Genomic DNA, 12,458 nt, shown 5'->3' with positions numbered 1-12,458 from the left:
GGTTATTTGTGGGCTGGGGGCGGGTTTATCTAGATTGTTTGTACTCGTTATATATTGTCTGTAAAACCCGCCCCTACGAAATTTCCTATTTCCGCCAGTAGGTTATTTGTGGGCTGGGGGCGGGTTTATCTAGATTGTTTGTACTCGTTATATATTGTCTGTAAAACCCGCCCCTACCAAATTCTCTATTGCCGCCACCTGTCAAATTGGTCTTCGGAACAGCCATTGATAAATTGATTGTTCACCCAACCGTCAAGGATTGTCAAAGTTTCATTAGGAGGATTTCCCGAAAATCTGGCTGCAATTTTCACCCAATTACCTTGTCTGCTGAGGGCCCGAACTCCGTCTCCTCTTTTGAGTTTAGCAACAACTGGGTACTGATTGCCTGGGCCTTTGCGAATGTTAACAGCCCCACCTTCACCAGTAATAAACGAGCAATGAGTTTGCTTTTTTAAAGCTTCTGCTTTTGCGGGATTAAGACTTTGCTGTTTGCCGAAAACAGGAAAACTGTAAAGCGAGAAGCTAAAACTTGCAACTACCGCTGCAATAAAAAAGGCTTTTGATTGAGTAAAAATTAGCATTTTTTCATTTCCTTGGATTGGGCGAACTGAAGTCCTGACTCTGATTTTTTTGAGACGGACTTCAGTCCTTACTACTAACTGTTATTGGACAGAGGCAAACCATTCGGTAACACCTTGGGCGATCGCCTCAGCTAATTTCTTCTGTTCTGTCGGATTCACAATCCATTCAAACTCTTCGGGATTGATCGTAAATCCCAATTCCATTAAAACAGATGGAGCCACGGCAGGACGAGTCATGGCTAAGTTGTTCCAGAATACACCATAGCTCGGACGGTTCAACTTGGCAACTAAATAATTGTGCAAAAATATTGCCAAACTGTGCGCTTGCGGGTGAAACCAGAAAGCGCCGACGCCTTTAGTATTAATCGCGTCGCCGTTATCCGGCAAAGCATTGTAGTGAATTGAAATTGCGATCGCAGGTTCTTCTTTTTGAATCATTTCCACCCTCGGCGGCAAATCCAAATCGACATCTTCTACCCGCGTCATTACCACATTCGCGCCCCGATTTACCAATTCCTGTTGCACCAATTTCGACACTGTTAAAGCTACTGTTTTTTCCCTAATTCCTACTGGACTCACGGCACCTCCGTCCTCGGGCCCGCCGTGTCCCGGATCGATGAGAATCTTAATTCCCGACAGCGGTTTTGCTTGCGAATTCGGCATCATGCTTGTATTCGCCGGCGGGTTTTTTAAAGACAGCACTAAAGTTGTGCCGTCGTATCTCAATTTATAGCCCCACTGCTGGGCAGATTTGAGATTAAAAGTATATTGTACTTGCAGTGGCGCGATTTGTTGCCATTCCAAACGCGAAATTACGGGGTCATCGTCGAGGCGAATAATGTCTGTTTGAGCGGTAGTATTGTACAGGGTTAATGTTAAAGTGCGTTCTCCTTCTTGCACTGTGACTGGCACGGGTATTTCTAAGGGAAATAAGACCTCTGTCCAGCCGGAAACTTGACGCGAGCGCGCGCTGCGAATAATCGATCGCACAGGCACTGTATCCTTGACAATTCGCACTTCCGATGCTTTAATCCAAGCACCGTAATCGAGTCTGAGCCATTCTCCTTCGCGCCCGATAACTGTTGCTCGCGTGCCCTTCGGCAGCGGTGTCATCCGAGAAAAATCTGTACTTGCCCCGGTTCTGGCAACACCCGGATCTGCTGTTACTTCGGCTATTTCTAAGTCAGCGGGAGAAAGAATAGAAATTTTGCCAGTACCCTGCTGGCTGATAGTTTGACCGTTCATTGTTAGCTCAAACGATGGCAGGCCTAAATCAACTGTTTCTCCCTTAGATGAGAGGGCGTTCTCAGGGGTTTTACCGCAGCCTTGATACTGTTCGCTGCCGCCTTTTTTAATCGGGGAGTTTTCACCTAAAAGTACAGATTTGTTGTCGGGTAATTCGACTTGGGATCGCGCTTTTAAAGGAATAGTAACTCCCGCCAATTTTACCGCAACTCGAGCATTGGCAGGTGCGATCGCCCCAAAGCAAATATATTCCCCCGGCAAACTCGCGACATCGACTTTCGGCGTCAGGGAATCTTTAGCAAAAGCCAATCCTACAGGGGCTTCCGGCTGATTCGACTGGCGCGTCACCTTAATTTTGACTTCCTGATTTTCGTAACGCAATGTAAAGAGATTTTCGCCGAGTTGCAGCGGAAAAGTCGGGGCGAAATGGCCGGCTGCGGTGCGAGAAATTTGGTTGCCATTTACCAACACTTGTCCCGGTGGGGGCGCTGTACCGATTAAAAATATGCGATCGGCTGTAGTTTTGTGGTTGGCGGGAGGATAAGCGACGAACAAAGGTTGAACGGCGACAGCTACAGAGGCTATTGCCATTATCATGCCAAACACAACTAATCCTAAAAATTTTCTCATTCTACATCGCAACTAATTGAGAGTCTGTTGATTATTTATACTAGAACTTGCCCTAAGAAACCGGATTTCTGAGGATTAGTCGTAAGTCTTATTTACTAGACAGAGCCCATTTTATCAGGTTTGTAGTTGGAATTGAGCGATCGGCAACATAAATTTCCGCGTCACACCATTAAGTTTTAATTAATTCCGAGGTAGTTCTCCACAGTTGCTCCAACCGATTCGCCGGCATCGTCAAATACAAAACATCCCCCGTACTCAAACAGCAATTCAGTAAATCCCAGCCGTGGAGAGTTTGACACTTAGTTTCCACATAAAGAGGCACAAAATCCGCAGACTTAGCAGCATCTTGAATGCGGTGGCCGCAGAAAGGATGGTTTGGCGTAATCAATGTGGCCAAGCAAACCCATAGACTATCAGCAGTCATGCCGTTGCCCAAAATTCTACCTCCAATCGCCGCCGCCGCGAAAGCAGGAGCCGCCAATTCCGTCGGGTTCAAAACTCCTTCAAACTCAAAAACTTGCTGTACCATCAAGGCAAAATGTTGGTCTTGATTGCGGACAATAACTGATAGTTTTGGAGCCAATCCTTTAGCGCTCAAGGCAATTTCGACATTAGACATATCGCTGCTAGTTACCGCCAAAAGTGCGGCCGCTTGCTTAACATTAGCAGCTTCCAAAGTAGCGGGTAAACTGGCACTTCCCTGAATGACCGGAATTTTCATTGAGCGAGCCGTGCTCAAAAAGCGGCAGTTCGGGTCTTGCTCGATCGCCACAATATCGTAACCGTTAGTGTGCAGTTCTTTAGCAATTTGGATACCTATTCCTCCGAGGCCGCAGATAATGTAATGATTGCGCTGCGGAACTCGCGCCACATCCCAATATTCGGTAAACCGAGTTCCCAATACATAATCGTTGAGCAGTGCGTAGCAGATGCCGATGATTCCGGCTCCAACTAACATCATCACAACTGTAAATAGTTTAATGCTTTCGGGAGCTTGTTCTGCCACTTTTTCATAACCTCCGGCTCCAGTAATCATTCCTACTGAAAAATACAAAGAATCGACAATTGATATCTGCTCGTCAACACAAATATAGGTAGCAGTAGCAAGGGCAATCATTGACAGCAGCGTCAGTACAACAATTACTGCTGCTTGGCTGTGCTGCTGAAATCTGTGCAGGCTAGTTAATGTTTTTAGCAGTTTTTGAGTTAAAGTTTTTTGGGGGCTGTGGATAGTCGGCTGAGTGGCAACAATTAGCCGATCGCCCTGCTGACACTGCCGATCGCCAAGCACCGCCGATACTAAATCAGTTTTGTTAGCAGCGGGCAGATAATAAATCAACATTCGCGATCGATCGTCCCACAAATCGCTCAGTTTGCGATTTTTCCAAGGATGTGTGTCATCGATATATTCTTCGTGAATCGGCCAAGTGCGATCGAACAAACGCAAATGTCCGATCGCCTGACTTCCGAGAGCCGCAAAGGCAAAAACCGGAGCCGCCAATGACGAAACGCTCATGGAAGCGTGATCGGGCAAAGTGCGATCGAGTCTGTCGCCCAAGCTAGTATTGAACAATCTGTTAATGATGCGAATCTGAGGATTGAGAATCCTCGCCTGCATCAAAATTGCCAAATTTACAGCATCATCATCTCCTGCAATTACTAAAGTGTGAGCGTTTTGAATGCCCGCCGCCAACAAGGTAGAAGCTGCTTGCAAATTACCGACAACCACATCAGAAGTTTCGCCGCGAATTGGGCGATCGCTAATACCAACCGCAATCGCTCCTTGCTGTCTCAACAAACAAAAAATCTTGTGTCCCGTGTGGCCCAACCCGCAAACAATGATTCGAGGTTTCATAAAAAGTTATTTCCCAGCCGATTTCGGAGGTGTCCGCTGTAGTTTTACTTACCATTGTTGACTGCTCTGGCTTTGCAGAATGTAGCTAAAAACACTATCTATGATACTTGTGCCACAGTCTCGAAGTGTTGGAACAAGGAAAGGACAGCGCCGTGTCTCTACAGCCGCGTTCCCAAGTTTTGAAACAAGGACACAACAGTGCCCTGTACATACAGATATGAGGTGCAACTAAGGATCGTCGATTAAATAACTTCGTAGGTTGGGTTGAGGAACGAAACCCAACAATTCCCGCGTGGCGTTGGGCGGAGCGAAGCGTAGGGTTCGTCCCTCAACCCAACCTACAAAAAATGCAAGTTATTTAATTCTCATTCCTAACCTCATTTAATATTTGAAAAATATCCGGGTGCAACAGCCAACCAGCAGAATTTAAATAGGTAGGGACAGGACACTGCTTATTAGTCACAACTTAAGGTATAACCCCTAGTCCGGCAGGGAATTCATTCCCTGGCGGACTACCGGTTTAACCTTAAGTTGACACCAATAGATACTCCCCTGTCCCTAAAAGTATGACTTCCTAAATAAATTTAACTGCCTTAGCGGCAGGAGTTATTATGAAATTGACTGCACCCTTATTAGCATCCGCTTTAGTTTTCGCCGGTACTGTCGCCTTGGCAAGCCAAGTACAAGCTGCTCCAACGAGCAACTGGAATAACACTAGAACAACATTTCAGTGCGTTACTTCCGGTCGTAATTTTGTCACAATTGCGCGGCGGGGAAATGTCACGACAGATCCGATGATTCTGTGGAAATCTACCGAGTTCGGCCGCGAATATACACCTTGGCAGCGCTGCCAAATTGTTTCCAATAGATTGACCAAAGCTGTTGCCCAGAATGGCGGAAGATTGAGCAACTTGCAGTTAACAACAGGAATTGTTAATAACTTGCCCGTAGTTTGTTACGTGAACGGACAGGGGCGCTGCAACTCTCAAAATCTGCTGTTCACCCTAGACAAGCGCAATGCTAAAAATCCCGGTGATGCTTTAACGAGATTGATTAATTTTGCCCAAGACGGCGGCGGGCCAGTGACAGTGTTCAGAACAGGAGCTCCATCGTCTGCACCGCAGTTTGTTCCCTTTGGAGATATGGTCGATCGAGCTTTTAATTCTCCCAACAAGAAACCGTCAGTTCCTGCAGCAAAACCGCAGGGCGATCGGGGTATTTAATAGCCGCGCCTCTAACTTGCACCTGACAAATTTTGAAACTATTGTGGGGAGTAGGGGTTGGGCTTCTAGCCCGCCCCTAAATATTGAGACTAAAAACACTACACTGTCACCCCTTCAAGTTTCTCATCTGTCAACTCATACAACTCGCGCAACTGCTGCAACTTATCCGCATCCGGCTGCCAAAAACCCCGCCCATTAGCCTCCAACATTCTGCCTACAATATTGCGAAAAGCTTCAGGATTGACCTCGCGCAACTTCCGCGCCATCTCTTCATCTAAAGCATAAGTATCAGCCGCTTGATCGTAAACCCAAGTATCAGTAAAATCAGCCGTTCCGCCCCAACCAATTAACGCCGTCATCCGCTGCGAAATTTCATAAGCGCCGCCCGAACCTTGATTGACCATCGCGTTAGCCCACTTAGGATTTAGCAACTTAGTTCGATATTCCAAGCGCAGCAAATCTTCTAAATTGCGCGGAGTTGTATCCTGAGAAAAACTTTCTACAAAACTGGTATTGACTTTTTTGCCGCGCTGCTTTTCTGCGGCTTTCTTCAAACCGCCAGTATTCGCATAATACTCTTGAATATCAGTTAAACCGTATTCAACAGAATCAATTTCTTGAATTATGCGATCGCACCCTTGCAACAACTGAGTCAAAACCTCCGGCCTCGCCTCCCCCTTATCCTTCCTCCCGTAACTAAAAACATTGCGACTTTCCCAAGTTTTTCCCAACTCATCCCCCGATTCCCAACTACCATCAACAACCCTATCGTTAACCAAAGAACCAAAATCCCCAGCCGGATTAGAAAACAACCTTGCCGAATAATTCTGCACACCTTTTGCCTGCAAAACTAAAGCGTGTTTGCGAATAAAATTTTCCGACTCCGGTTCATCAGCATCCGCCGCCCGCACGAACAAATCATCCAACAATTCAATAATATTCACAAAGCTATCACGGAAAATACCCGAAAGATTTCCCAACACATCAATCCGGGGATGACCCACATCAGCTAACGGTTTTAATTCATAGCGAACAATGCGGCCAGTACCTTCTTTAAGAGGTTCAGCCCCCACCAATTGCAGCAGAATTCCAATAGATTCGCCCCGCGTTTTAATCGCATCCAAACCCCACAACATCACCGCCACAGTCTCAGGATAATTCCCATGTTCCTCAACGTGCTTCTGAATAATTTTTCGAGCAATTTCGCGGCCCCTTTCATAAGCCGCCGGAGAAGGCATCCGATAAGGGTCTAAAGCATGAATATTCCGACCAGTTGGCAACACCCCAGCCCCATCCCGCAACAAATCCCCACCCGGTGCAGGCAGAATATATTCCCCATTCAAACCCCGCAAAAGATTAGTCAACTCATCCGAAGTTTGCAACAACAAATCCCGCACCAACAAACCCTCCTCAAAAACCCCACCCAACCCATCTTGTGGCACAGGCATCTTGCCTGTACTGGTTTGTGGCACAGGCATCTTGCCTGTACTGGTTTGTGGCACAGGCATCTTGCCTGTGCTGGTTTGTGGCACAGGCATCTTGCCTGTGCTGGTTTGTGGCACAGGCATCTTGCCTGTGCTGGTTTGTGGCACAGGCATCTTGCCTGTGCTGGTTTGTGAAACAATTGCTTTCACCTGTTCCTGTGATAACCTATCCCCAAAATAAGCCTCAAGATAAGAGGTCATTTCCTCAGAATTAGGCGGTTCTCCGAGAACGTGCAAACCCGAAGAAAATAAACGACATTCCACCACCTGCAAATACTCGTACAGCTTCACCAAATAGCGGTTAAAAGCATCAGCACTGAACATTCCCACCGTCTCAAAACTAAAAGCAATCCCCAACTTTCGAGCATCCTCAAACGGACAATCAGCCTCCAAACCGCTATCTAATACTTTCTTGCAAATAGCCTCTTTCAGAACATAATTTTTTGCCGTATCTTCCCGATATTCCGCAATCAAATCCCGCAAAGCCATCAATTCCTTGTACAAACCCGCGCGACCGTAGGGCGGCACGTTGTGAGAAATTAAAACACCGTAACCGCGCCGTTTTGCTAACATCGATTCCGACGGATTGTTAGCGGCGTAGATATAAAGATTCGGCAAACTTCCCAACAAAATATCCGACCAAGAATAGCCAGTATTTCCCAGAGGAGATCCAGGCAACCATTCAACAGTGCCGTGCATTCCGAAGTGAACCACAGCATCAGCTTGCAAATCATTTTGCAGCCACTTGTAAAAAGCAGCATATTGAGGGTGAGGCGTCAAATCGCGATCGAACATTAAGCGCATCGGATCGCCAGAAATTCCCAGAGGCGGCTGCAAACCTATCCAAACATTCCCCAGTTGAATGCCACCGATATGGAACTCGTCGCCGTCAGTCTTAATACCAGTACCAGTCAGAGATTTCCACTGTTTTTCGATGCGGCTTGTTAACAGATAGCCCAGCCATTTTTCTAAAGTTTTGACATTAACAGTCTCTTTTGTGGTACGGGCATCTTGCCCGTCACCATTAGCTTCATCCGCATCTTTCACCCGGCGAATTAACTCCTCCCCATCAGCCGGAATTTCTCCAACTGTATAACCTGCTGCTTGAAGTTTGTGGAGGAAATTTAGCAGCGATTTCGGTACATTTAATAAAGCAGCCGTACCCGCCGCCCCGTAACCCGGAGGAAACCCGTAGAGAATAATCGCAATTTTCCTTTCAGATGGCGGAGTTTGCCGCAGTTTCACCCAATTGTTAATTCTACTTGTCAGGCGTTTCGCGCGATCGGGCACCAGATAAATATCCTCACCCACCAAACCGCCCAGAGGCACAGGATCGATCGCGCCATCCAACTCAGGCAAAGCATACAATACCACACTTTGCAAACCTCCAATCCCCTGACGAGTCCAAGAATGGATATCCTGAATCAGCAGAGGTGCGGACACAAAATAAGGTACATTTTTAGCAGTTAAAATCCGCTTAGCAACTTCCACCTGACGCCCCGCCTCCATCGAACCAGCAGGCCCGCCAACCAAAGGAAAGCCAATAGTAGAAACAATCGCATCAACTTCCACAGCATCTTTAGAAAGCGAAAGAGTTTCAATATTGCCTTGTTTTCGCCGCGCAGTTTCACCAGCAGTCGTCATCCAATCCCGCACCGCCACATGGCCTTCAACGCCATTGATAAAAATCGGCAAAGGCACAATTCCCGCATCTTCAAAATAGCGGATTAATTGAGGAATATAAGGTTGTTTGGTGATAACGTGTTTGCGGTAAAGCAAGATGCCCACAACCGGGGATTTTTCTTCCTTATAATTTTGTGTCCAATTGGACACAAAATTTGTGGAACGGGCATCTTGCCCGTTATAACTCTTTCTATCAAGATGTATAAAATCTTTTGTGGAACGGGGAAGATGCCCGCTTTTTGTGGAACGGGCATCTTCCCCGTTCCCACCAATTTGATTACCGACATACCAATTCAAATATTGCCGGGGCGATGCAAAATAACCGTTATAATCAGGATGCAATAAACCCATATTGGGAGTTTCCACAGGCGGCGGAATTTCTGCAACCTTCAGCCCCAAATACTTTTCGGCAATAATCCAAAACATCGAGACAACATTGTCCGCCCCGCCCGCATTCCAGTAACCATAAATAATCAGCCAGTTACGCAAATCTTGGACTTTTTGCACTGGCACATATTTTAATAACTTCGGCCCAATCTTCAAAAAGCTGATATAACCAGCCAGCTTATCTTCTTCTCGCCCGTTGCTGAACTTATCCAGAATAAACTTAACCGGTTTCGGCATTCCCTTCGGCTTGTCGCCAATTTTAAAAGCACCGATTTGAGTAAGACTCATCAATTCCAAAGCCGACTCAAAAACCAGGCGAATCGGAATATTCTGCACCCTTTCCCGCAGCCACATTACCGCATCGTAATCAAACAGCAAACTCCCGAAAAACACATCAGCATTCAAGAGGGCGGCTGCTACAGCATCGGGTTCGTCTGCGAGGGCGCGATCGCTAAAAACCCGTACTTCCAATCCCTGACAGCCGCCAACAGCCAACTCGGCAGCTTTGCGGTACAAATCAGCATTAAAAGATTCAAACCCTGCAATTAAGACAATGCGTTTCACAGCCAAACCTCGAAATATTTATTGATTGTAGCCTGTTTGAATTAGGTTATATAGCAATCCTAAATGAGTCGTAAATTTTTTACCCCACCCCAACCCTCCCCAAGGCATCGGGGAGAGAGTAAGAAATTCACAAATGATGCGAGGATTGCTATATTATATTAGATAGCATCCTCGGTGGGGGTGGGGCGGGTTTAGTAGATTTCTGGTGTTGCATTGCAGACCTTGGCGAACCCGCCCCTACATTACCAATTATCAATTATTAATTCCTAATTTCCGTCGCAACTCTCGTAAAATCTAAAATCTAAAATCTAAAATCTAAAATGGTTCGAGTTCCTCCCGCAATTGTTATCTTAGGTCAAAACAGCCTGCCGATCGCCAAAAAAATCTCCGCACATTTCCCCGGTTCCCAGATTTACGGTTTAATCGATCGCACTTCCAACACAGACATCAACTTTAGCAACTTCGGCGAAACATTGCGGGAATTATTCGCAACAGAAACCCCAATCATCGCCATCTGCGCCGCCGGAATAATCATCCGTACCCTCGCCCCGCTGCTGTCAGACAAACGCGCCGAACCGCCAGTTTTAGCCGTCGCCGAAGACGGAAGCGCCGTAGTACCGCTGCTGGGCGGTTTGCACGGGGTTAATGATTTGGCCAGAGAGATTGCAGCAGCCCTCGGCGTACAGCCTGCAATTACCACCACCGGAGATATCCGGTTTCGCACCGCGCTGCTGAGTCCTCCCCAAGGCTATTATTTAGCGAATCCAGAGGACGCGAAGACTTTTATTTCAAATTTGCTCGCCGGAGCAAAAGTACGCCTAGAAGGGGCTGCAAGCTGGCTTTCTGAGAGCAATTTGCCGATAGCCCCCGACGCAAAATTGACGATCCGCGTCACCGAAAAAGCAATTGCGCCAACGCCAGATTGTTTAGTTTACCATCCGCAAATTGCAGCAGTTGCACTCACAAAGCTATCGAATATTGAGCCAGAAATAGCGGTTTCATGTGTCCAGCAAGTCTTGGAAAATGCAGGTTTTGCCCCAGCTTCCGTTGCGGGATTTTTTGCATTAAAAGATGAGATGGGAAATCCGGCACTTGAAGCAGTTTCACAATATTTTAAAGTCCCCGTCCGCTTTTTCAATCTATCCGAACTTGTCGAATTAGACTCAATTGAATTCATCGAAAATCAGGCCGCACAAATTGCCCTGACAGCAGCCGGTGCAAACAGTCAGTTAATCGAATGCGATCGCACTTTAGCACTGAATTGCGCGATCGCCCTGGCCGCCGAACCCTTTGATGCTAGCGCGATCGGAGTTAGCCGCGGCCAACTCGCGATCGTCGGTACCGGCCCCGGAGGCGCGCCCTGGATGTCCCCGGAAGTTAAGGAAATTCTGCGCGAAGCCACGGATTGGGTGGGTTACAAGTTCTATCTCGACTTAGCCGGAACCCTGCGCGAAGGACAAAAGCGGCACGATTCCGACAACCGCGAAGAGCTCGATCGCGCCCGTTTTGCCCTAGATTTAGCAGCATCGGGAAAATCTGTCGCCGTGGTTTCGTCGGGAGATCCGGGTATTTTTGCGATGGCTGCGGCGGTGTTTGAGGCGATCGAACTTACAGCCAAACCCGAATGGCAGGGCATCGATATTCGGGTGGCACCCGGCATTTCAGCCATGCAGGCGGCCGCTGCTGCGATCGGAGCACCCCTCGGACACGATTTTTGCGCGATTTCGCTTTCCGATATTCTCAAGCCCTGGGAGGTCATCGAACAGCGGATTTCTGCCGCTGCGATCGCAGATTTCGCGATCGCATTTTACAATCCCATCTCGAAACAGCGGATTTGGCAACTCGCAAGGGCGATCGAGATTTTGTTGCAAAGTCGCGATCCTAAAACCCCCGTCGTACTAGGGCGAAACCTCGGTCGCCCCGGCCAATCTGTCCGGGTTTGCACCCTCGGCGAATTCCAGCCGCAAGACGCAGACATGAGAACTTTAGTGATTGTCGGTTCGAGTCAAACTCGGATTATTCCCCGCAAATATGGAGATGTTTGGGTTTACACGCCGCGCAGGTACGAAAAATAAGTAAAGCAGCGAAAACTTCGGAAATCAGCAATTGACTCAAAGCTAATTGACTTTGACCATAAAATTTTTTGTTCTCGCTGGGGGGAGTCTAGGTTAACAAATAATGGCGCATCACTCGATCGCGATCGACCTCTTAGGATCGTCAATTAAATAATTTCCCTTTTTTCTTGTGGGATGGGCCTGAAAGCCCGTCTTTTAAGGACGGGCTTTCAGGCCCATCCCACAACAAACATGAAAAGTGGATTTTATTTAATTCTCATTCCTTATTTCCTCTCAGGGTTTTCACTCTCGATTAATAGACAAGATTGCAAAAATAATTAGGACGGGCTCTGGGGCCCATCAATTGATGAAAAGGATTTTTGCAATCTTGTCTAATGAGTGATGGCCTTTGATTGCAGACATCCTCGGTACTGAGGGATCTCGGCTTCCTGAAGCCGAGTTTTTTTTGCAGATATCGAGCGCATTTAGATACCAACTCAACCCTAGTAAGGATTTCAGCTTCATTTTTGGATATATCTAGTTTACATCTCAGGAAACAAATTTATTTTATTTAGCCAAAATTAAAATAAGGGCGATCGAGGTCTGCTAAATTTCTTAATCTTACGGTAATCTTATGGTAAAAAAAGAGCGCTTTCACCCCCGATGAGTCTTCTAAGGATCGTCAATTAAATAATTTCCCTTTTTTCTTGTGGGATGGGCCTGAAAGCCCGCCCAGAAAGGGCGGGCTTTCA

At 47.0% G+C, this 12,458-nt stretch carries 6 protein-coding genes; 2 read left to right on the top strand and 4 right to left on the bottom strand.

Annotated elements, in window-relative coordinates:
- Positions 1–185: 185 nt before the first annotated feature.
- The 3 genes from QUA50_RS28070 to QUA50_RS28060 all read right to left on the bottom strand — a co-directional run bounded on the left by QUA50_RS28070 (position 186) and on the right by QUA50_RS28060 (position 4,311).
- The gene (locus tag QUA50_RS28070; protein ID WP_333268508.1) at positions 186–581 is read right to left on the bottom strand and encodes an SH3 domain-containing protein; all 396 of its coding nucleotides are present in this window, start codon (positions 579–581) and stop codon (positions 186–188) included.
- 81 nt (positions 582–662) lie between these two features.
- Entirely contained in the window at positions 663–2,456 is a 1,794-nt protein-coding gene (locus QUA50_RS28065) for an N-acetylmuramoyl-L-alanine amidase (RefSeq protein WP_333268510.1), read from the bottom strand.
- Between the two features lie 169 nt (positions 2,457–2,625).
- Positions 2,626–4,311 carry an NAD-binding protein gene (locus QUA50_RS28060; RefSeq protein WP_333268512.1) on the bottom strand — a complete coding sequence of 562 codons (1,686 nt, stop codon included), beginning with the start codon at positions 4,309–4,311 and terminating at the stop codon, positions 2,626–2,628.
- A gap of 611 nt (positions 4,312–4,922) precedes the next feature.
- On the opposite strand from QUA50_RS28060, the gene QUA50_RS28055 reads away from it, so the two are divergent.
- The gene (locus tag QUA50_RS28055; protein WP_333268513.1) at positions 4,923–5,534 is read left to right on the top strand and encodes a COP23 domain-containing protein; all 612 of its coding nucleotides are present in this window, start codon (positions 4,923–4,925) and stop codon (positions 5,532–5,534) included.
- A gap of 98 nt (positions 5,535–5,632) precedes the next feature.
- On the opposite strand, the gene bchH is transcribed toward QUA50_RS28055, so the two are convergent.
- Entirely contained in the window at positions 5,633–9,652 is a 4,020-nt protein-coding gene (bchH, locus tag QUA50_RS28050; protein WP_333268515.1) for a magnesium chelatase subunit H, read from the bottom strand.
- Between the two features lie 320 nt (positions 9,653–9,972).
- Between bchH and cobJ the strand changes: the two genes are divergently transcribed.
- Entirely contained in the window at positions 9,973–11,727 is a 1,755-nt protein-coding gene (gene cobJ, locus QUA50_RS28045) for a precorrin-3B C(17)-methyltransferase (RefSeq protein WP_333268517.1), read from the top strand.
- The last annotated feature ends 731 nt before the right edge of the window (positions 11,728–12,458 follow it).

Origin of the sequence: Microcoleus sp. M2_D5, from assembly GCF_036701935.1 — a bacterium.
In the GTDB taxonomy this organism is placed as follows: domain Bacteria; phylum Cyanobacteriota; class Cyanobacteriia; order Cyanobacteriales; family Microcoleaceae; genus Microcoleus.
This window is presented reverse-complemented; position numbering and strand designations above follow the sequence as displayed.

Coding starts and splice junctions, on each gene's coding strand:
- QUA50_RS28070 (WP_333268508.1), bottom strand. CDS start 581: ATGCTAATTTTTACTCAATCAAAAGCCTTTTTTATTGCAGCGGTAGTT.
- cobJ (WP_333268517.1), top strand. CDS start 9,973: ATGGTTCGAGTTCCTCCCGCAATTGTTATCTTAGGTCAAAACAGCCTG.
- QUA50_RS28055 (WP_333268513.1), top strand. CDS start 4,923: ATGAAATTGACTGCACCCTTATTAGCATCCGCTTTAGTTTTCGCCGGT.
- QUA50_RS28060 (WP_333268512.1), bottom strand. CDS start 4,311: ATGAAACCTCGAATCATTGTTTGCGGGTTGGGCCACACGGGACACAAG.
- QUA50_RS28065 (WP_333268510.1), bottom strand. CDS start 2,456: ATGAGAAAATTTTTAGGATTAGTTGTGTTTGGCATGATAATGGCAATA.